Raw genomic sequence first — 21,412 nt, 5'->3', positions numbered from 1 at the left:
GAGCGGCCACGTGCCGGTGGATCGCGGCGACGACCGGGCGCGCGGCGGGATCGCGCCGCGGCACCTGACCGGCCGACGGCGTACGCTGCCGCGATGACCGCACCGGCCCGCATCCTCGTCTACGCGGTGTACGGCGCCGGCAAGTCCACCCTGGCGGCACGGCTGGCCGAGCGGCTCGGGCTGCCGTGGTATCCGGTCGACGACCTGCTGTGGCAGCCCGGCTGGGTCGAGGTGCCGGTCGCGGAGCAGCGCAGCCGGATCGAGGCGATCTGCCGGCGCGACCGCTGGATCCTGGACGGGGCGTACCACGGGTGGCGGGACGTGGTGCTGGCCCACGCCGACCTGGTCGTCGGCCTGGACTATCCGCGCTGGCTCTCCTTCTGGCGGTTGCTGCGGCGCACCGTGCACCGGCTGCTGAGCGGCGAGGAGATCTGCAACGGCAACCGCGAGTCGCTGGGCAGCGTGCTGTCCCGGGACTCGATCCTGGTGTGGCACGTCACCGCGTTCGGCCGGGCCCGGCGGCGGATGCGCGCCTGGCAGGCCGACCCGGCCGGCCCGCCGGTGCTGCTGTTCCGCTCCCCGGCGGCCCTGGACCGCTGGCTGGCCGACCTGACCCGGCAATGAGGCCGTGCCGGAAGCCCGCCGGCTGAGCGCGCGGGCGACGGACGCGGCGACCGCGCGGACGACGACGGCGGCGCACGGCGACGATGTACAACCCTCGCACACAGACGGTACCGTGACGGTCGCGATGGGTGCGGGGCTCGTCGAGCCCGGCTCATCGTCGACCGGCGCTGGCGCGCCGGATCAGAGATCGCAGGCGGTGTCGGGCTCCGGGGAGGGCAGGTGTCGGTCTCTCGGCCGATCGCGCGACGGCAGAACGACGAGCCGTCTCTGACCCTGCTCCGCGCCATCGCGGTGGTCCATCGGAGCACCCAGCACGCGCAGGCGCTGAGCCTCGTGCTCTCGGCGGTGGTCGCCGCCCTGGGCCTGCTGACCGTGGCGTTCCCGGCCGCCGCCGCGCCGGTGGCGCTCGTCGGCGCGGCATGGGCGGTGGTCTACGCGACGGCGATCGTTCCGTGGGCGGGCCGGCACCTGCGGACGAGCGCCACCCTGCAGGAGATGTTCGACGTCAGGCTGTTCGGTCTGCCGTGGAACCAGGTGGCGGTCGGTGACCGGCTGTCCGAGGACGAGGTGAGTCGGCTCAGCCGCCGGTTCCGCGGCCGGGAGGAACGACTGCGCGACTACTACCTCGTCGCGGCGCTTCCCGCACCCCTCGACGTCCTGTTCTGTCTGGAGCAGAACCTCGCCTGGGGCTCGCGGGTGCGTCGCCGCTTCGCCCACCTCATGATCGCCGTGGTGGTGCTCTGGTGCGCGGTCGGAGTCCTGCTGGCCATCGCCGAGGGCAGCACGGTCGTCCAGCTGATCAGCGGGTGGCTGATCCCGTCGCTGGGCCTGTTGCTGCTGTGCGTGGACACCTACCGGGCGCAGATGTCGAACACCGACGAGCGCACCCGCGTCCTCGGCCTGCTGCGGGCCGTCAGCGCGGACGCGGGCTCCCCGCCGGCGGTGTCCGGGCCGGAGTTCGTAGGGTTCGCCCGGCAGATCCAGGACGTGCTGTTCCACATCCGACGGCAGCAGCCACGGATGCCGTCCTGGTTTTTCTGGCGGTTCCACGACAGTGACCTGGCGGACTTCCGCTTCAAGATGCGACAGCTCGAGGCGATGTCCTCTCCCGCGCGACGTCCGGCGCGTCGGGGCACGTGACGAACGACCCGGACGCCGACGAGCCGACAGCCGGGCAGAGGCGTTCCTCACGAGCGGCCGGCGGCCCCGGTGAGGTGCACGGATCGACTTACACCATTGCCTCGGTCCTCGTGATCACCTAGGTTTCACACGATCGCACCCAGCCGCACCGAGCACTCCCCGGCTCTGGCGAGGCAGCGGGCCCCCCATCGCGCCGCTGAAGTGACCTAGGAGCTCACCGTGGCACAGCCTGCCCGAAGAACGTTCCCCTCCCGTTGGCGGACACCGGCCCGCCTGGTCGCGGCGGCCGCGGCGAGCACCATGCTGCTCGCCGCCGCCCCCGTGCCCGCCGCCGCGGCGCCCTCCCGCGCACCGCTGCCGGCCAGCCGGCAGGCGCCCGAGGCGCCGCCTCGACCGGCGTCCGGCCAGCCGCAGCCGGCGAGCGGGCTCTGGCTGGTCAAGATGGACAAGCCGTCGTTGGTGGCCGCCACGCGGGGCACCAGGGCGCGCGCCGGCAGGATCGACACCCGGTCCGCGGTGAGCACCCGCTACGCCAGGGAACTGGCGCAGCGGCAGGACACCCTGGTGGACGAGATGGAGGCCGCCCTGGGGCGCTCCGTGCGGGTCGCCCACACCTACCGGAACGTGGTCAACGGCCTGGCGGTCGCGGTCAGCGCGGACGAGGCGGCGAAGTTGTCCGGCCTGCCGGGCGTCAGCGCGGTCGTGCCGGACGAGACCCTGACCCTGGAGACCGACACCAGCAACGCCCTGATCCGGTCGGCCGCCGCCTGGGAGGGCCGGACGGCGGCGGAGGTGGCGACCCGCGGCGAGGGCGTGACCGTCGGCATCCTGGACTCCGGCATCAACCCCGACCACCCGTCGTTCGCCGCCGTGGACGGTGACGGCTACCGGCACACCAACCCGTTCGGCGAGGGCAGGTACGTCGGCGTCTGCGCCCCGACCCACCCGCAGCACAGGCCGATCTGCAACGACAAGCTGATCGGCGCCTGGGCGATGGTCGGCACCGACGCCCGGGACGACAACGGGCACGGCAGCCACACCGCCTCGACCGCCGCCGGCAACCGGCACGAGGCGACCGTCACCGTCGGCGCCAGCACGCACAAGCTCACCGTCTCCGGGGTCGCGCCCCGCGCCAACGTCATCTCCTACAAGGTGTGCATGAGCATCGGCTGCCTCTCCTCGGCGACGGTCGCCGCGGTGGACCAGGCGATCGCCGACGGCGTCGACGTCCTCAACTACTCGATCTCCGGGCGCGACGACCCCTGGAACGACGTCGTCGACCAGGCGTTCCTCGAGGCGTACTCGGCGGGCATCTTCGTCGCCGCCTCCGCCGGCAACAGCGGCCCGGGCCCCAGCACCGTCGCGAAGACCGCGCCGTGGAACATGTCCGTCGCCGCGGTCAGCCACGAGCGGGTCGTCGCCCACCGGCTCGACGTGACGGCCCCGGCGCCTGCGCCCGCGGCGCTCACCAACATCGCCGCCGTGCTGGGGGAGGGCTCGCCGAGCCCGCCCATCAGTGGGGAGATCCGGTACGCGGGCACCGCCGACCCGGCCAACGAGCAGGGCTGCGCGCCCTTCCCGAAGGACGCGTTCACCGCTCGTGTCGCCCTGATCCCCCGAGGCGGCTGCGACTTCTCCGTCAAGGTGAAGAACGCCGCCACCGCCGGCGCGACCGGCGTCGTCGTGCACACCCAGTACGGCGGCCCGCCGCTGACCATGGGCGCGCTCACCGGCAGCCCCGTCCCCGCCGTGATGATCGGCCTCGCCGACGGGCAGCGGCTGCGCGCCCACCTGGCCGCCACCGACGGACCCGTCACCGTGCACGTGGGCGCCGGGAGCGAGGTGCTGCGCGACGGGGACTGGACCGACGTGGTGGCGGACTTCAGCTCGCGCGGCCCGAGCAGGTTCGACATGCTCGCGCCCACCGTCGCCGCCCCGGGCCGCAACATCCTCGCCGCCACGATGGGCACGAAGGACAACCCGGCGCCGTACGCCTTCATGCAGGGCACGTCCATGGCGTCGCCGCACGTCGCCGGCGCCGGCGCGCTGCTGGCGGCGCTGCACCCGGACTGGTCGCCGACGCGGATCCGGTCCGCGCTGGCGCTCACCGCGGACCGCGACGGCGTGGTCAAGGAGGACGGCGCCACGCCGGCCGACGCGTTCGACATCGGCTCCGGCCGGATCAACGTGGACAGGGCGGGCCGGACCGGCCTCGTGCTCGACGAGACCGCCGCGAACTTCGTCGCGGCCGACCCCGAGGCCGGCGGCGACCCGCAGACGCTGAACCTGCCGGCGGTCGTCGAACACCACTGCCTGAAGGTCTGCACCTTCACCCGGACGGTGTCGAGCGTGGCCAAGGTGGACGCGACCTACCAGGTGGCGGCGCGGGCGCCCGACGGGGCGCGGCTCACGGTGGCGCCGACGCGGTTCACGCTGGCGCCCGGCGCGAGCCAGGAGTTGACCGTCACCCTCGACGTCACCGGGACGCCCCGCAAGAACTGGCTCTTCGGGGCGATCGAGCTGACCACCGACGCCCGGCACGCGCCCGACGGGCCGCCGGTCGCCCCGGCCCACCTCCCGGTCGCCGTCCTGCCCGCGGCCCCGGAGCTGACCGTCGACAAGGCGGCACTCAGTTCCAGCCTGGACGTCGCGCAGGCCGAGAGCCACACCGTCACGGTGGGCAACGCCGGCGGGGCCGAGCTCACCTGGCGGGCCACCGGTGACGGTGCCGACTGCTCCTGGCCGACGTGGGTGAAGGTGACGCCGGCGCAGGGCACGCTGGCCGCGTTCACGAAGCAGGACGTCCGGATCACCCTCGACTCGACCGGCCTCAACGACGGTGGCGTGTTCCGCGCCAACCTCTGCCTGGCCAGCAACGACCCGGACCAGCCGTCGGCGCGGATCGCGTTGGAGCTCACGGTGGTGCCGGTACCGAGGATCGAGGTGGCGCCCCGGTCGCTCTCCGCCCGGCAGCCGGCCGGGATGGTCACCAGCCAGTCGTTCGCCGTACGCAACACCGCGCACGGGGTGCTGGACTGGCGGCTCGACGACCCGGACGCCGGCCCGGACGACGAGCGGATCCGGCTCCTGCGCGACGGCGTCCTGCTGATCCCCAACTCGGCCAGCGCCACCCGTGGGGTGATGGCGTTCGACCCGCACTCCGGGAAGCTGATCGATCCGCAGTTCGTCCCGCACACCGCGTTCGACCCGTCGACCAGCCTGTACACGCCGTTCCAGGTCATCGCCAAGCCGGACGGCAGCGGCTTCCTCATGTCCGACCAGGTCAACTCGGTGATCACGGAGTACGGGCTGGACGGCCGCTTCCGCCGGGTCTTCGCGCCGGCCTCCGGCGTACGGGATCCGGCGATCATGACCAACGTCCGGGGCATCGCGCTCTCGCCGCGCGGCACCGTCCTCGCGACGGTGGCGACCCAGGCCAACGCGCACTCCGTGGTCGAGTTCGACGCCGAGGGCAGGTACCTGGGCACGATCGTCGCCCCGGGGACGGACGGGCTCAAGGGACCGTGGGGAATCCTGTTCCGCGGCGACGACATGCTCGTCTCCGCCAGCGACAGCGACGCCATCCACAGCTTCAGCAGGGACGGCTCCCGCGCGAACGCCCGCTTCTTCGAGGGGCTGAGCTGGCCCGGCCAGCTGGCGGAGCTGCCGAACGGCAACGTGCTCGCGGCGAGCTGGGGCAGCGGCTCCACCGCCGGGGTCTGGGAGATGGACCGGACCGGCAAGCTGGTCGGCGTCTACGCGCCGCCCGGCGGATCCGGCTACCAGGGCGTCCACCCCCTCGGCAACGGCAACATCCTGACCACCAGCTCGAAGGGGGTCCAGGAGATCGACCGGTCCGGCCGCGTGGTCGAGGTCGAGAACGACAAGGGGGCGGCCCGGTTCGTCACCCACGTACGGCTGCCGGACCTCCAGCCGTGCGTGACGCCCGACGAGGTGCCGTGGCTGACGGCGTCGCGCACGGCGGCCGGCACCGGTGCCGGCAAGGCCACCGAGGTGACGATCTCCATGGACAGCACCGGGCTGGCCGCCGGGACGTACCGGGCCCAGCTCTGCGTCACCAGCGACGACCCAACCAACCCGCTGGTGACGCTGCCGGTGACGCTCCAGGTCACCGACCAGACCTGCGGCCAGGTGGTGAGCGGCGAGCACCGGGGCCCGCTGTCGGTCCGCGCCGGGGTGGTCTGCCTCGCGCCGGGCGCCGCGGTGTCCGGACCGGTGAGCGTCGAGAAGGGCGCGGGGCTGTTCGCGCTCGACGCCAGCGTCGACGGGCCGGTGACCGCCACCGGGGCGACGGTGGTGGAGCTGACGGGCAGCAGGGTCGACGGCCCGCTCTCGGTCACCGGCGTCACCGGCCGGGTCCTGATCGCCGGCACGCGGGTGACCGGCCCGGTCAGCGTGGTCGACAGCCGCACCGGCGACACGCCGGTCGTGGTCTCCGGCAACCGGATCGACGGGCCGCTGCGGTGCGTGGGCAACCAACCGCCGCCGGTGGACGACGGGGTGGCCAACACGGTCGGCGGCCCGGCCTCCGGCCAGTGCCGCGGGTGGTGAGCGGACCGCCCCGCCCGGCCCGTCGCTGACGTGGCCACGCCCGCCGGGGCGGTCGCCCTCGCGACCGCCCCGGCGGGCCGCCGGGCCGGTGGGTGCGGTGAGTACCCGGGCTCACGTCCCACGGCTCCGGCTCGGCCAGGCTGTACGGCATGACGTCGTCGACCCCCGCCGCCCGACCCCGGTACGCCGTCGTGCTCCTGACGGTGCTCTGGGTGGTGACCTCCCTGGCGTTGCTGTGGTGGTGTTTCACCCTCGGCATGGAGGGGTGGGCCGACCACCACTCGAACGGGGGCGGACGGGCGGCGGAGATCGGGCGCCGCTCCGCCCGGGCGCTGCTGCTGCTCGCCGCGGCGGCGGCGGGCGGGCCGGCCGTCATCGCGCTGGTGGCGTTCGGCTGCCGGTACCCCCGCACCGCACTGGTCTACCTGTTCCTGGCCGTCGTGATCGCGGCGGCGCTCACGCCGGCGGTCGCGGACGCCGCCCGGACGCTCAGGCCGCCGGCTGCGCCCGTCCCGGCGCCGACGACCTGCCAGGAGCACAGCGGCGGTGACAACCGCTGCCCGGGCGGCTGAGCGATCCGGCGGGGGCGCCGGCACACGTTCGGCGACGCGGTCGACAGATTGACCTGTGGCTATGTATTGTCACTGCCTCGACCAGCGCAGACCGACCAGCAGGGAGCACGTGATGGACCAGCTCGACCCACCCGGATGCTGTGGCGACGGTCGGGCGGTCGCCGGCGTGGACCGCCGCGCGCTGCTGCTCGGCGCCGCCCTCGGCGCGGGCGCCCTGGCCGGGCTGGCCGTCCCCGGCCGCGCCTTCGCCGCGCCCGCGATCTACCACCCGTTCGCCGCGTACCCCGTCACCGGCACCTGGCAGGACCACCTGAACCGGGGTTCGCTCGGCGGGGTCGACTTCGGCATGCCGGTCGGCACCCGCCTGCCCGCCTGCGGCGCGGGCACCGTCCAGAACATCCCGTACAACGGCACGGGCGGGCACACGGTCACCATCCACCACGCCGACGGGTACCGCAGCCAGTACATGCACCTGTCGCAGTTTCTGCTCGGCAACGGCGCGGCCGTGTCCAGCGGCACCGTCGTCGGTCTCTCCGGCGGCGCGGCCGGCGCGCCGGGCTCGGGCTCGTCCACCGGGCCGCACGTCCACTGGCACATGATCGACCCGGCCGGCGTACGCATCAACCCGCTGGCGTACATCGGGCAACAGCCCGCGCCCGGCGGCCTGCCCAAGACCCAGACCGAGTACGACGGCATCCCCGGCACCGTCTGCTACCAGCGGATGCAGAACTGGTTGCGGCTCACCGCCGGCTACACCGGCCCCATCGACGGCGTGCCCGGGCCAAACACCTACGCGGCCCTCCAGCGGGCGATGCGGGCCTACGGCTACACCGGCCCCATCGACGGTCAGCCCGGCCCGAACACCTGGCGCGCCGTGCAGCGCCTCGCCTCCGGTCACGGCTACACCGGCCCGATCGACGGGGTGATGGGACCCAACTCGTGGCGCGGCTTCGCCCGCTTCCTCAACCAGGACAGGTGGGACTGACCGCGTCGCACTTGCGTGCCCTCGGACGGCGCTGGTCACTGAGTCGGCCGGTGCACCGGCCGACCGGATGCCCGTCATCGATAGGATCCGTTCCGGTGCTGTCCGTCGGGGGGTGAGGGCATGAGTGGCCGGGCCACCGATGGCTTGCCGTCCGCAGCGCTTCCGGCCGATCCCGGCCGGCCCAGGCCGTCTGCGGCGGGCGGCGTCGACGCCCTCTGGGTCGGCGGGCTGGTCCTCGCGGCCACGGGCGGTGCGCTCGCGCTGGCCGGCCTCACGCTGCCGTGGGCAGCCGTCACGCCGGCTTCGAGGGGCGGCTCCGGATACGTCGCACTGCTCTCCGATCTCCATCCCTTCGCGGCGCCGATGGCGGCTCTCGTGCTGATCGTCGTCGGAGTCGGCGTCGCGCTCAGTTTCGGGTCGGTCGGCCGGCTGTCGTCGTACCTCTGGTTTCCCTACTCGACGGTCGCGGCCGCCGGGGCGGTGACTGCTCTCTTCCTGACCGTCCACCTCGTCAAGGGAACGACCCTCCTCGTGCGAGAGTCGGCCACCTACCTGCCGGAGCGGGTGACCGTGGGCGGCGTGCTCCCGTCGACGGGCTGCCTGCTCTACGCCGTGGGCCTGAGCCTGGTGGCGTGCGGGCTGGGCGGTTCCAGCCGGTCGCGACAGGAACTCGAGCTTCTCGACCTCCCGGCCGACACCGGCACAATGCTCCGGAGGGCGCGCGGAATCGCCTTCCCGGCCAGCGTCGTGCTCGCTGTCGTCGGAGCGGTCGCCGCCGCGGTGTCGCCCTGGTACCGGCTCGTCCCGGCGCTCGACGGCTCGACCGACCTCGACCCGCTCGGCCCCGACCGCGGCGACGTCCAGCTGTGGATCGCCGCCTACCGCGCCGGCCTGGTCGCCTGCCTGGTGCTCACCGTGCTCGCGCTGCTCGCGCCCGGCGCGGCACGATGGCTGCGGCGTACCGGGTTGACGGTGGCGGTCGCGGTCACCGTGGGCCTGATGCTGGGATACCTGTTGCTGTGGCGACCGCTGCACCCGACGGCTCACCAGGCCGGCCACGGCGCCCTTGCGTCGGGTGTCGGCCACGGGCTCGGCATCCTGACGATGGTCGCCGTCGCGGTCAGCCTCGCCCTCATGCCCACCCGCCCGTCCCGAGCCGGCCGGCCGGTCGCGGCTGGCCCCGTGCCCACCGGAAACGCGGCGCCCGGGGCCGGCATGCCGAACGACGTTCTCGTGGCCGCCCTGCTGGCGGCGGCCGCGGCCCTCTCCGCCACCTCGGACCCGCCGACGGCGGCGCCGGCAGAGGAACAGCCGACCGAATCGGACCTGCCGGCGGCCGAGCCGCCCACCCTGGAACGGGGACCACGATGACCAGATCGCGATCCGGTACCCGTCGCAACCGGCGTCCGAGCCGACCAGCCGCTGCCCCCGAGAGCACGACCCAGCCGGCGGGCGAGGACGAGAAGGCGACGGGCTGGGCGCAGCTGTCCCGGGGGACCAAGGCCCTGGCCGTGCTGGTGGCGACGACCGCCATCGCCACCGTCGTCCCCGGTGTGATCCCGTACGTCTCCGATCGCGTGCTGGACGTGCTCGGCGCGCCGCTGGTCCAGGTCGACACCGAGATCGGGCCCTCGGAAGGTGGTGTCTTCCTGGCTGCCGCCGGGGCGGTCGCCGCGGAGCCTCCGGACCCGCTGCGGGACTCCCGGTTCGTGGCGGCCGGTCACTCCGCGACGAAGCTCACTCTGGAGGGCCGACGCAGCGCCGGCATCGCGGTCGTCGACATGACCGTGGAGGTCGTGGCGCGCGACCCGGTGCGGACCGGCACCCTGTTCGCCATACCCCCGCAGGGGGACGCGGAGAACGGCGCGATGGAGGTGAACCTCGACGCGGCCATCCCGGTGGCGGCGGCGGCCGGGAGCGGTACGCCCTACTTCGCCGCCAAGCGCGTCACGCTGGCCCGGGGCGAGGTCTGGGTGGGCACCGTCATGTCGCGGACCACCCGCTGCGAGTGCGCCTGGCGCCTGCACCTGAAGCTGCGGTACCGGGGGAACCAGCACGAGGTGGTCGTCCCGCCGGTCGACCGCGCGCCGTTCCGGATGACCGGGTTCGCCGGCAGGCCCGACGACTACGCGGTGCAGTACGTCTGGAACCCTGACGGCATCGCCCGCCTCGACTGTGCCGTCGACCGGAAGGCCTGTGCCGCCACGGACCTTCCTCCCCTCGGGCGGCGATAGGGCCGTCGCGGGGTGCTGACGCCGACCCCGTCCGTACGCCGGCCCGGCGGACGGACGGGATCGGCTCAGGGGATCAGCAGCGCGGCACGCCGGGGATGAAACCGTCGTGGCCGGTCAGGACGAAGGCGTCCGAGACGTACCGGTTGGTGCCGATCCGGTCCCAGATGTTGGACGTGCCGTAGGTGCCGGTCACCGTGGTGCCGACGGCCTGGCAGTAGATGCTGACGGTCGCGCCGTCGGCGACGGAACCCACCACGCTGTAGCCGGTACCGGGCCCGGAGCGCACGTTGAGGCTCACCCCCTCGGTGTTCACCGTGCCGGAGCCGACGCCGGTCTGCTGGTTCACCAGCTGCATGTAGTAGGCCCAGTTCCAGTTCGGACCCGGGTCGGTGTGGGTGGCCCCGGGAACCTCGTGGTGACCGATGATGTGCGCCCGGTCCTTCGGGATGCCGTACTTGTTGGCGAGGCTGCGGGTGAGCGTCGCGGACGCCCGGTACATCGCGTCGGTGAACCAGGCCGCGTTGTCGACGTACCCCTCGTGCTCGATGCCGATGGACTGGGTGTTGTACGTCCAGTTGCCGGCGTGCCAGGCGATGTCCTTCTCCCGCACCGACTGGGTGACCGCCCCGTCGGAGGAGCGGAAGGTGTAGTGCGCGCTGGCCTTCGCGGCCGGGTTCTGGAACCAGCTGATCGAGCCGGCGTAGCTGCCCTGCGTCACGTGGATGACGACGTACCGGACCGGGTGACTGCTGGGCCGGTTCGCGACGGTGTAGTTGCTGGTGCTCGCCGGCGCCCACGCGGCGGGCCCGTAGTCGGTGCTGAGGATCCCGGCCTCGTCCGACGCGCCGCCCGGCAGGTCACGCTTGGGTGCCACCTGGCGGGCGGGAACCCGCGCCACCTCGGCATGGCCGGTGTCGAAGCCGGTTGTGAGCAGGTCGTAGACGGCATCCGCGTAGAGCCGGGCGAGCGACGGGCTGGCCGCCCCGCCGTAGCGGGCGATCGGGGCGTACCACTCGTCGACGTCGTCGCGCTCGGCCGCGTCCAGGCCGGCCTGGTCGGCGTAGGAGCGCAGGACGGCAGCCGCCCCGGTGATGTTCGCGGCGGCGTCGGCGCGCAGCGCGCCACGGCTGAGCCCGGTCAGCGTGGCCGCCTCGTCCAGGGTGCGCAGCTTGGGGTTGCTGACGAGGTGCATCATGCCGTAGCCGCCCGCCGCGCTCGGTGCGCCGCCGTGCCCGTCCAGGCGGGTCTCGGCGTAGCCGAGGGCGACGAGCAGGTCGCGGGGGACGTCGTACCGGCCGGCGGCGGTGTCGAAGGCCGCGGCCAACCGGCCGGCCGCCGGTGGGCCCCCGTCCGGCGCGGCGGACACCGGCGCGGCGGCCAGGGCTGATCCGGCAGACAGGACCACAGTCGCGGCCAGCGCGGCGCTGAGCAGCCCACGCCTGCGTTGCGAGATGAGCCGAGCAGTCATCTGCACCTCTCAGGATATTCGTCAACATCGATGAGAGTCGACGGGTGGCGGTACCGTACACCGCGACGCACGCTGATGTAAATGGCTTCCGTTATGGTGCGGTGTGTTGGCGGAAACCTTCATTCCGGGCGGTGCCGGGCCCGCGGAGGACGCCCGTCGGGGCCGGGTGGGGGCCTGGCGGGCCGGTGCCCGCGGCGGTATGCTCCCCGGCGATGACGACTTCTTCTCTCACCAGATTGGGGGCCCGGTTCTCGCAAGGTGAGTGCTGATGCGCTCTCAACCTGGGAATCCGGACTTCCGTTCGTCCTTCTGGCTGCGCGTGCGCGAGTTCGCCGTGCCGCCGTCCATGATCGAGGTTGCCACCGCCCGTCGGGCCGTCGGGGACTGGGCCGGTGCGTGCGCCGCCGCCCGCGTCGACGCCGACGTCGACCTGCGCTCCGTGGCCCGTACCCATGGCCGGGAACTCGCCGACCAGCTCCGTGCCGACCTCCGCCACCTGGCACCCGACCTGCTGCGCTGGCACCTGCCGAGGATCGCGCCCGACGGGCTGCTGCGCCCCGGCCTGACCGTCGCCCTGGCCCGCTACGACCGGGACGGACGCCGTGGCGACGCGGTGCACCTCGTGGCCCGGACGCCACCGGCCTGGGCGGACGCCGGTCAGCGGTTCAGCCTGGCGCTGTGGGACGGGGCCCGGTCCGGTTCGGGCCTCCGTCGCCACCCGCACCCGCACCCCGATCGCCGGTTCCGCCTCGACCTGCACCGCCACCTCTGGGACGCCCGGCGGGCCGGTGAGCTGCGGATCCGGTCCGGGGCGGATCGACCACCCGGGGACGGCCCCGCCGCCGCACCGGATCCACCGGGGACGGTCGGCCGGCGGGAGGGTTGGGCGGTGCCGAGGTGGCCCGCCGAGGCGGCCCTCCTGCTCCGCGCCGAGGGGCGGGCCGGTGGCACGGTCGCCGTACGGGTCGGGGCGGGACGTCACCTGCTCCTGGAGGTGGCGTCGGCCGGGAACGGCACCGGACCGCCCGAGGCGCGGATCGCGTCGTCGGCCTCGCGACGCCGCGCCGGCACGCGCCAGCCCACGCCGGTGCTGCCCGACGCCGCGACCTGGGTGTCGCCCGACCTGGAACTGCTCCGCGGTGGGCTGATCGAGGCCGGCCGGCTGCATCCGCTGGTCGCGTCGGCGCTGGCACCCGGCCGTGCGCCGGGGACTGTGCCCCGGGACCGGGCGGGACAGCCGCGCCGCGTGCGCTGCCGGGGAGCCTGGCACCGCGTCGGCCTGGTCGACGGGACCCTCGTCGCGCTGGACCACGACCCGGCCGAGGTCCGCCGGGAGGAACTCCTGGCCGCGCTGACCGGCACTCCGCTGCCCTGCCTCCGGGTGATCGACGAGGCGCACCGCCACCCGGAGTGCCTCCCCGAGGTCCGGGCCCGCCTGGACCACGGCGACACCGCCGGCGCACTCGCCGTCGTCGAGGCCCTGCTCGGGCCCGACGCGCGGCTGCGCGACGGTGCGCTGCGCGACGAACTCGAGACGGCCGCGCTGCGGCGGGTCACGTACGGGCTGTTCCGGGCGGGACTGGCCGGGTCCGGCCCCGGCCCCGCCACCGCGGAGCGTCGCCGTACCCGCGACCGCCGCTCGCGCCCGCGCCACGGCATCGCCCGCTGACCGAGGGCCTCCGGCCCCCGCGCCACTCTCCTCTCACCCATCACGAGAAACGACAGGTGATCACCATGCGCCCTGCCACCGTCAGCCCCGTCGACCGCGCCTCCGACTCGCAGCTCGCCGTCGCCGCCGAGCTGCTCGCCCTGCTGGGCGCCACCACCACCGAACCCCGATCCGACACGCAGCTGGAGGCCCTGACCCTGGCCGTGGCCGCCGACCTGCCCGTGCTGTTGTGCGGTGAGCCGGGGATCGGCAAGACCGCCGCCCTCACGCAGCTCGCCGAGGCGCTGGACCTGCCGCTGACGACCGTCGTCGCCAGCGTCCACGAGCCGTCCGACTTCGCGGGACTGCCGGTCGTGGGCGCCGACCCCGCGGCGCAGGGCGTCCCGATGGCCCCGCCGGACTGGGCCGTGCGCCTGGTCCGGGCCGGGCGGGGGCTGCTGTTCCTGGACGAGCTGTCCACCGCACCGCCAGCCGTCCAGGCCGCCCTGCTCCGCCTCGTGCTCGAACGGCGGGTGGGCGCGCTGCGGCTGCCGCCCGGCATCCGGATCGTGGCCGCCGCGAACCCGCGATCCTCGGCGGCCGACGGCTGGGAGCTGAGCCCGCCCCTGGCCAACCGCTTCGTCCATCTCCAGTGGACCCACGACCACGAGGTCGTGCTGCGCGGCCTGGGCGGGACCTGGCCCCGGACCGCACTGCCCCGGCTGCACCCGGAGCGGTTGCCGGAGGCCGTCACCTTCGCCCGCCGCGCGGTGTGCGGGCTGCTGGCCGTCCGCCCCGCGCTCGTGCACCGGCTGCCCGGCAACGAGGCCCGCCGGGGCGGCCCGTGGCCCTCGCCCCGCAGCTGGGAGATGACCCTGCGCCTGGTCGCCTTCGCGACCGCGGCGGGTACCTCCCGGGAGGTGCTCTCGATGCTGGTGCGGGGCACGGTGGGCGACGGTGCGGGGCTGGAGCTGCTCGCCAGCATGGACCGGATGGACCTCCCCGACCCCGAGATGCTGTTGGCCGACCCGGCGGCCGCCGTCCTGCCCGAGCGGGGCGACCTGCGGCAGGCCGCGCTGGACGGCGTGGTGGCGGCCGTCCGTGGCCGCCCGGAGCGGTCCCGCTGGAACGCCGCGTGGGCACTGCTGGTCCGGGCGCTGGAGACCGGACCCCCGGACCTGGTGGTCGTCCCCGCGAGCACGCTCGCCGCCCTGCGGCGCGAGGACTGGGACGTGCCGGCGGCGATCGAGCGGCTCGCCGGGGTGGTGTCGGTGTCCCGGCGGGCCGACCAGGCCCGGCTCGCGGCCGCCGCGGGGAGCGGCCGGTGAGTCCGGGCACGGGGACGCTGGACCGCGAGAAGCTCTTCGCCGCCCGGCTGCAGGCCGTCCGGGCCCGGCCCTACCTGGCGTCGGCGCTGTTCGCCCTGCACGTGGTGGAGTCGCGCCTGGTGCCGACGATGGCGGTGGACCGGCACTGGCGGTGCTACGCCTCCCCGGTGTTCGTGGACCGGACCCCGGTGGAGGAACTCGCCGGGGTGTGGGTGCACGAGGTCTCGCACCTGCTCCGCGACCACCACGGGCGCAGCGACCGGGTGGCGCGCGAACGGGGGCTGACCGGGCCGGGGGAGCGGCTACGGATGAACATCGCCGCGGACTGCGAGATCAACGACGACGTGTTCGGCGACGGGTTGGCCCGGCCCGACGGCGTCGTCGACCCGGCGACCCTGGGGCTGCCCGAGGGGGAGCTGATGGAGGACTACCTGCGACAGTTCCGGCTCGGGCCGCGTACGCAGGGGCTGGTCTGGCTGGACTGCGGCAGCGGCGCCGACGGGGCGGAGCGGGAGTGGGACCTGGGGGCGGACGGCGCGCACGGCCTCAGCGCACAGGAACGCGACGCGGTGCGGTTCCGGGTGGCGCAGGGCATCACCGGGCGTCCCGGGGACGTCCCGCAGGGCTGGCGGAGGTGGGCGGAGGAGGCGTTCCACCCGCCCCAGCCGTGGCGGGACCTGCTGGGGGCGGCGATCCGCTCGGCGGCCTCGGGTGCGGGCGCGGGCGAGGACTACACGTACGGCCGGCCGTCGCGACGCTCCGCCGGGGTGCCCGGCGTCGTCCTGCCGAGCCTGCGCCGCAGGCCCCCTCGGGTCTGCGTGGTCGTCGACACCTCCGGGTCGGTCAGCGACGCCGAGCTGGGCAGCGCGCTGCTCGAGGTCGCGGCGATCTCCCGCGCCGTGGGCGGCCGGCGCGACCTCGTCAGCGTGCTGTCGTGCGACGCGGCGGCCCGGGTCATGCACCCGCTGTGCCGCGCCGAGGAGATCCCGCTGGTGGGCGGGGGAGGGACGGACCTGCGTACGGGCTTCGCCCGGGCGCTGCGGACCCGGCCCCGCCCGGACGTCGTGGTGGTCCTGACCGACGGGCAGACGCCCTGGCCGGCCGCGCAGCCGTCCTGCCGCACGGTGGTCGGGCTGTTCCCCCGCCGGCACCGGAGCCCCAGAACGTCGCACGAGGACGGTCCCGGGTACGTGCCGGCCTCACCACCCGCATGGGCGCGGGTGGTGGTCATCGGGTGATCGGCGGCGACCGCGCGGCCCGACCGACCGGCCGTTCGGGCCCGTCGGGCGGGCCGCGTCAGGACCCGGCGAGGCGGGGCATGACCGGCCGGACCTCGACCGGGGCGCCCGGTCGCCCGCCCGCGCGCGAGCGGTACTCCGGGACGCCCACGCAGGTGAAGAGCAGCGCCGCGAGGTCGTCCGGCTCGCCCAGCAGCCCCGGGACCGCCGAGTCGAGGAAGGTCATGCCGGAGGCGCCCGCGCCGAGGGCGTACGCCGCGAGGTGCAGCCGACCCTCGACGAGCCCGGCGGCGAGCTGGGCCTCGCGGTAGCCGCGGTCGTCGAGGGCCGACAGCGGCGTGGCGGCGATGACGACGTAGGCCGCGTCGCCGGCGAGCGCCTGGTCCAGGCAGACCCGGAGCAGCTCGTCGCGCAGGTCACCCGTGCGCAGCGGCGTCGACAGGTCGGGCCACCGGTAGAGGCCGGGCGGCACGCCGTCGACCCCGTGCACGGCGACCCAGTGCGGCACCGGCACGCCGCGCAGGGCCGCGGCCAGGGGCCATTCGAGCAGGGCGCGCGGCAGCGTGCGGGATGAGTCCATCCGCCGTTGCGAGCCGCGCCGGCGGACGACCTCGTCGAACGGGTCGGACGGCGGGAACGTCGGCAGCGGCTGCGCCTGCGGCCAGGGCGCGCCGAGCGCGTCCCGCTCGCCCGCGCGCTGGGCGGTGGTGCACAGCGGCAGCTCGACCGGCGGCAGCTCACCGGGGACCGCGGGCCCGGTGGGCCCGATCGCCGGCTCACCGTCGCCGAGGGAGAGCAGGGCCAGCGGGTACTCGTGCACCCCGTCCGCGCCGACGAGCGCGCGCACGGTGGCGTCCGGGAAGAGCGACCGCAGCCGCGGCGACAGGCCGGCGCTCGCGGCGGCCGCCGACAGCTGGGACAGCAGCGTGCCGGCGTCCCAGTAGAGGTGTCGCCACCCGCGCTCGGCGTAGCGCCACCCCGTCCGCCACGGCACACCCGTGACCACGAGCGTCGTGACGGCGCCGCTGGCGGCGGGTGCCACCTGGACGAGCGCGTGCCGCCGCGCGTCGTACCAGTGCACGCCGTCCGGCACCCCCGCGACGCCCCGGGTGCTCGCGTAGACCTCCAGCGGGAACCGCGCCCCCGCCGAGCCGGAGGCGCGGTAGAGGACGGGGCGGCCGTTGCGCTCCGCGGTGCGGACGACGCCGGCGCCGAAAAAGAGCACGCGGCCGAGCTGCGCCGCGTCGAGAGGCTGGGCGGGGGACGCCACGCCGGCCAGCACGGCGGTCGCGGAGACGCCGGGGTCGGGCAGGTCGCGCGGCAGGTCGAGGACGGCAGGGCCGTCCGGGTAGCCCTTCATGGGCGGCGGCAGGGTCCCGGGATCGTTCGGGACGAGGTCGTGGCGGACGCGCGGGTCGTCCACGGGCACGTCCCACTCGCGGCCCGGCTCGTAGGACGTCAGCCGGTGCAGCAGCCCGGCGCCGATGTCGAGGTCCATCCGGTCATCCTGCCAGCGCGCGGCGTCGGACGGCGGCCCCGACGGACGACCGCCCGTCACGCCGACGCGCTGATCCCGCGAGGCCGTCGGGTGGCCGGCGGACCCACCGCCGGCCACCCCGGCCGGAGCGGCTCAGATCCGGGCGCCGACGTCCGCGCCGTTGGCCGGGCGCAGGAACGAGGAGGTGGCAATGGCGCCGTCCGCCGTACGGGGGCCGGTGATCGTGCTCGGGTCCGTGCTGACCAGCGACCACGTCCCGCCGAGGTTCCACGAGTTGCCGGAGCCGGTGGAGCCGCCCAGCGACACGTCGGTGGTGTTGCCGACGGCGAGGTCGGACATCGACGTCAACGTTCGTCGATTGCAGGAATGTTGCACCGCGTCACCGCTCAGCCGTCCTCCACCTCGGCGGCGAACTCGCTCAGCGCGATCCGGTTCGGCAGGCCCGTCTTGCCGAGCAGGCTGGACACGTGCCGTTCCACGGTGCGCGGGGAGAGATGCAGCCGGCCGGCAATCTCCCGGTTGCTCAGCCGCCCGACCAGCAGCCGCAGCACCTCGAGCTCCCGCACCGTCACGCCCACCGACCGCAGCCCGGAGGGGATGTCGCCCGCACCCGAGCGGCGCTGCGTCACGCGTACGCCCGCCTGGCGCAGCAGGGCCCGGCAGGCGCTGGCCACGGCCGGCACGTCGCTGCGGTGGAAGTGGTCCTCGGCGGCGCGCAACCACTGCACCGGCATCCCCCAGCCGTCGGCGAGGGCCGACTCGCACACCAGCCGCAACGCGAGGTGCCGGCCCATCGCGTACGGCGCCCCGGCCCGCATCGCCTCGGCCGCCGCCTGCGTCGCCGCCTCCGGCCGACCGGACCGGCCGAGCAGCACCGCCTTCGCGAAGAGCGCGAACTGGAGATCCCAGCGCAGCCTGCTCGCCGAGTCGCCCTGCACCGCCTCGTACGCCGGCCAGCCGGCCTCGCCGGAGGTGACCTGGAGCAGCAGGTGCAGGCCGTGCCGGCCGGAGAGGTGGAAGACCGTCGGGCTCCGCTCCTCGGCCTGGAACGCCCGGGCCAGTTCGTCGAGGGCGCGGGGCCGGTCCTCCTCCAGCAGCGCGCAGAAGGCCCTGGCCAGTCCGTGCACGCGGGAGGCGTGCAGGGCCTGGTCGCCGCTCCACCGGCGGAACTCGGCCAGCGCGTGCTCCATCTCCCGGCGTCGCCCCTGGTGCGCCGCGAGGACCGCGCTGACCAGCAGCACGTACTGGGTGGTCTCCAGCAGCTTCAGCCGGGTGGTCGCGGCCAGCACCTGCTGCACGAGGGCGCCCGCGGTGTCGAAGTCGCCCCGCAGCACCGCGTGCAGGGCGAGGCTCGCCTCCGCCTGGTGGCGCGCGGTCACCGCGCCGGCCTGGGAGGCCCGCTCCCGGGCCTGTTCGAGCCGGTCGAGGCGCGCGTCGCGCAGCGCGTCGTCGTTGCCGAGCCGGATCAGCGCGTGGATCTCCCAGATCGGCAGCCGGTGCTGCGCGGCGATCGCCAGGGCGCGTTCCAGGCACCGCGTCGCCTCCGCCGGATCGCGGTGCCGGATCAACGCGCCGAGGAGCTGCCAGGCCTGGCAGGCCACCACCGGCAGCGGGACGGTCTCGGCGACGGTGGCGGCCCGGCGGGCCAGCGCCTCGGCGGTGGCGAGCTGGTCCTGCCCGGCGGTGTCCAGCACCAGGTGGGCGGCGACCACGTCGACCGGCGCGGTGTCCTCCGCGGCGGCGTCCGGGCCGAGCAGGGCCCGCGCCTGCTCCACCTGCGCCAGCCCCTCGGCCGAGCGGCCGGCGACCGTCGCGGCCCAGGCCAGCCGGGTGTGCAGCTGCGCCCGCCGGCGCGGGTCGACGCCACCGATCTGGTCCAGGGTGCTGACCGACGCGAGCGCCCGCTCGACCAGGCCCGCCTCCGCCAAGGCGTGCAGCAGGGCCTCCAGGGCGGCCGCGCGTGCCACGGGGTTCTCGCCGAGCAGGCCGATCGCGCGGTCGAGGAGGGCGACGGCGGTGGTGGCGCCGCCCTGCGCGATCGCCCGTCGGCCCGCCTCGGTGAACAGGCGGCCGGCCGCCTCCGGGTTGTCGGCCTCCAGGTGCAGGGTGGCCGAGACCTGGCACCACTCGCCCGGCAGGCCGGGGAAGACCGCCTCCACCGCGTCGGCCATCCGTTGGGCGAGCCGGGCCCGGTCGGCGGGGCCGAGGAGGGTGAGCAGCGCCTCGCGGGTGAGCCGGTGCCGGAAGGCGTACCAGTCGGTGAGCTGGTCGTCCACCGTGACCAGCCGCCCGGCGACGTCGCCGCACAGGTGGTCGAGCACGTCGCGGTCGCTCAGCCCGGTGGCCGCCTGCACCACGGCCAGCGGGAACCGCTGGCCCAGCAGCGCGCCCATCGAGAGCAGCTCCCGGACCTGGGGGCCGAGCTGCTCGACGCCCTGCGCCATGCCCCGCGCCAGGGTGCCCGGCAGGGCGGCGGGCAGCTTCTCGGACATCCGCCAGCCCGCCGGGCCGCCGATCAGCAGCGCGCCGTCGACCATCCCGGCGACGAGCTCCTCGATCAGGAAGGGATTGCCGGCACTGCCCGTCGAGACGAGGGCGTGCGCGGCCGCCGGGACCCGCTCCGGGTCGGCGTCGAGGCACGCGCCGACCATCTGCCGCAGCCCGTCGTCGTCGAGCCGGCCCAGCTCGATGAGCGTGCACTGACCACGTTGGGCGGCCGACCGGGCGATGGTGGACGCCGCGCAGGGCTCCGCCCTGATCGCCCCCAGCAGCAGGGTCGGTTGCAGGGCGAGGTTGTCGATCAGGTACTCCAGCACGGTCAACGTCTCCGTGTCGGCGTCCTGGAGGTCGTCGAGCAGCATCAGGCAACCCCGCCCCGCGCCGGCCACTCCGGTCAGCCGGAGGACGGCCTCGGCGAGGATCACCAGGGACGCGTTCTCCTGGTCGGCCGGCGGCCGGCCCCAGTCGGGGACGAGCCGGCCGAGGATCGGGCCGTACGGCCCGAGCACGGTGGGGTCCACCGGCCCGGACCGGAGCAGCGACAGCAGCGCCTCGGTCAGGGGACGCAGCGGCACCGCGGTGCCGATCGTGCTGCCCCGGCCCCGCATGACGCGCATGCCCGCCGCGGTCGCCAGTTCCGCGACCCTCGACGCGAGGCGGGACTTGCCGACGCCGCTCTCGCCGACCACGAACACCGCGCCGCCCCGCCCCGCCCGCGCCGATTCGAGGCTGTCCAGCACCGCGCGGAGTTCGGCGTCCCGACCGATGAACTTCGAGGAGCGGTACACACTGCGCACGCTATCCGAGGAGGGAGGCCACGGCCCAACGCGGTGCTGGCGGGGCCGCCTCACCGGGGCGGCTACCGGGACGTCACATCGGCCGCTCGGGGCAGCAGGTCGTCAGAGGGGCAGCGTCCGCCGCCGCGCCGCCGTCACCGACGAGGCCGCCGATCACCATGCCCACGGGCACGACGAGGCTGGCGAGGGCGGCCGCGCGGATCCCGAACGTCACGACGGGCTGCAACCACATCGCGCCGGCCGGGTCGTCGATCGGCGCCGCGGGGTCGATCTCGTCGGCACGACGCGGGGAGAGCTGGTTCTCGGACAACTGTCATTCCTCCTGTTGGTGTCTTCGTGGGACGTTTCCGGAGCTGACCGCTCCAGTGGAGATCGTCGTCGCTCGCCCGGCGGTCCTCAACCCGAGGAGCGCGGTTCAGGGGTCGGCTCCAGCAGCAGCACCGACGGCACCGGCCCGGCCCCGGAGAGCCGGAGCAGCCCGTACCCGATGCCGGCGAGGCCGGTGAGCAGGCCCGGAGTGGGCACGCTGCCCGGGGTTCCGCAGGACGCCCCGTACCGCTCGACGACGTCGAGGACCAGACCGGCATGTCGCCGCGCCGCGCTCCCGCCGCCGTCGAGGACGCCGGTCGCCTCGGCGACGCCCAGCTCGCCGTGGCAGAGGCTCAGGTCGTCGAGCAGCGGCCGGTCGGTGAGCAGCCGCACCGCCTCGTCGGGCGGGACTCCGGGCTCGGCACTCGGCCAACCTCGAATCCGTGCTCACCTACGAGGGCACGTCCGAGGTGCACCAGCTGATCATCGGACAGGTGCTG

15 protein-coding genes and 1 pseudogene are annotated in these 21,412 nt (G+C 75.1%); 10 read left to right on the top strand and 6 right to left on the bottom strand.

Annotated elements, in window-relative coordinates:
• Positions 1 to 93: 93 nt before the first annotated feature.
• From AB0G13_RS20055 to AB0G13_RS20025, 7 genes are all read left to right on the top strand, one after another.
• Positions 94 to 624 (top strand): adenylate kinase, encoded by a 531-nt coding sequence (locus AB0G13_RS20055; protein ID WP_357876223.1) that lies wholly within the window; start codon positions 94 to 96, stop codon positions 622 to 624.
• Positions 625 to 843: 219 nt separating this feature from the next.
• Positions 844 to 1,764 carry an S-4TM family putative pore-forming effector gene (locus AB0G13_RS20050; protein WP_357876221.1) on the top strand — a complete coding sequence of 307 codons (921 nt, stop codon included), beginning with the start codon at positions 844 to 846 and terminating at the stop codon, positions 1,762 to 1,764.
• 219 nt (positions 1,765 to 1,983) lie between these two features.
• Positions 1,984 to 6,336: a S8 family serine peptidase gene (locus AB0G13_RS20045; protein WP_357876219.1), complete on the top strand. Its 4,353-nt coding sequence runs from the start codon at positions 1,984 to 1,986 to the stop codon at positions 6,334 to 6,336.
• Between the two features lie 149 nt (positions 6,337 to 6,485).
• Positions 6,486 to 6,908 carry a DUF6234 family protein gene (locus tag AB0G13_RS20040; protein WP_357876217.1) on the top strand — a complete coding sequence of 141 codons (423 nt, stop codon included), beginning with the start codon at positions 6,486 to 6,488 and terminating at the stop codon, positions 6,906 to 6,908.
• A 112-nt stretch (positions 6,909 to 7,020) separates the two neighbouring features.
• A complete protein-coding gene (locus AB0G13_RS20035; RefSeq protein ID WP_357876215.1) occupies positions 7,021 to 7,893 on the top strand; it encodes a peptidoglycan DD-metalloendopeptidase family protein in 873 nt (290 codons plus the stop codon).
• Between the two features lie 120 nt (positions 7,894 to 8,013).
• Complete coding sequence (locus AB0G13_RS20030; RefSeq protein WP_357876213.1) at positions 8,014 to 9,264, top strand: hypothetical protein; 1,251 nt, start codon at positions 8,014 to 8,016, stop codon at positions 9,262 to 9,264.
• The gene (locus tag AB0G13_RS20025) at positions 9,261 to 10,127 is read left to right on the top strand and encodes a hypothetical protein (protein ID WP_357876211.1); all 867 of its coding nucleotides are present in this window, start codon (positions 9,261 to 9,263) and stop codon (positions 10,125 to 10,127) included. The genes AB0G13_RS20030 and AB0G13_RS20025 overlap by 4 nt, the downstream gene beginning before the upstream one ends.
• 73 nt (positions 10,128 to 10,200) lie before the next feature.
• On the opposite strand, the gene AB0G13_RS20020 is transcribed toward AB0G13_RS20025, so the two are convergent.
• On the bottom strand, positions 10,201 to 11,595 hold the full coding sequence (locus AB0G13_RS20020; protein WP_357876209.1) for an N-acetylmuramoyl-L-alanine amidase: 1,395 nt from the start codon (positions 11,593 to 11,595) through the stop codon (positions 10,201 to 10,203).
• 268 nt (positions 11,596 to 11,863) lie between these two features.
• On the opposite strand from AB0G13_RS20020, the gene AB0G13_RS20015 reads away from it, so the two are divergent.
• The 3 genes from AB0G13_RS20015 (at position 11,864) to AB0G13_RS20005 (ending at position 15,809) form a co-directional block, all read left to right on the top strand.
• Entirely contained in the window at positions 11,864 to 13,264 is a 1,401-nt protein-coding gene (locus tag AB0G13_RS20015; RefSeq protein ID WP_357876207.1) for a hypothetical protein, read from the top strand.
• 65 nt (positions 13,265 to 13,329) lie between these two features.
• Positions 13,330 to 14,571 (top strand): MoxR family ATPase, encoded by a 1,242-nt coding sequence (locus AB0G13_RS20010; RefSeq protein WP_357876205.1) that lies wholly within the window; start codon positions 13,330 to 13,332, stop codon positions 14,569 to 14,571.
• Positions 14,568 to 15,809: a VWA-like domain-containing protein gene (locus AB0G13_RS20005; RefSeq protein WP_357876203.1), complete on the top strand. Its 1,242-nt coding sequence runs from the start codon at positions 14,568 to 14,570 to the stop codon at positions 15,807 to 15,809. The genes AB0G13_RS20010 and AB0G13_RS20005 overlap by 4 nt, the downstream gene beginning before the upstream one ends.
• Before the next feature lie 58 nt (positions 15,810 to 15,867).
• On the opposite strand, the gene AB0G13_RS20000 is transcribed toward AB0G13_RS20005, so the two are convergent.
• From AB0G13_RS20000 to AB0G13_RS19980, 5 genes and pseudogenes are all read right to left on the bottom strand, one after another.
• Positions 15,868 to 17,307, bottom strand: a complete 1,440-nt coding sequence (locus AB0G13_RS20000) for a hypothetical protein (protein ID WP_357876201.1) — start codon at positions 17,305 to 17,307, stop codon at positions 15,868 to 15,870.
• Positions 17,308 to 17,439: 132 nt separating this feature from the next.
• On the bottom strand, positions 17,440 to 17,646 hold the full coding sequence (locus AB0G13_RS19995; RefSeq protein ID WP_357876199.1) for a hypothetical protein: 207 nt from the start codon (positions 17,644 to 17,646) through the stop codon (positions 17,440 to 17,442).
• 47 nt (positions 17,647 to 17,693) lie between these two features.
• Complete coding sequence (locus AB0G13_RS19990; RefSeq protein WP_357876197.1) at positions 17,694 to 20,594, bottom strand: AAA family ATPase; 2,901 nt, start codon at positions 20,592 to 20,594, stop codon at positions 17,694 to 17,696.
• Positions 20,595 to 20,676: 82 nt separating this feature from the next.
• Entirely contained in the window at positions 20,677 to 20,913 is a 237-nt protein-coding gene (locus tag AB0G13_RS19985; protein ID WP_357876195.1) for a hypothetical protein, read from the bottom strand.
• 86 nt (positions 20,914 to 20,999) lie between these two features.
• Positions 21,000 to 21,296, bottom strand: a pseudogene (locus AB0G13_RS19980) (lanthionine synthetase LanC family protein); the annotation flags it as partial.
• Between the last annotated feature and the right edge of the window lie 116 nt (positions 21,297 to 21,412).

Source organism: Micromonospora sp. NPDC023633 (genome assembly GCF_040640035.1).
Taxonomy (GTDB): domain Bacteria; phylum Actinomycetota; class Actinomycetes; order Mycobacteriales; family Micromonosporaceae; genus Micromonospora.
Note: the sequence above shows the minus strand (reverse complement) of the source record. Positions and strands in the feature narration are given on the sequence as shown.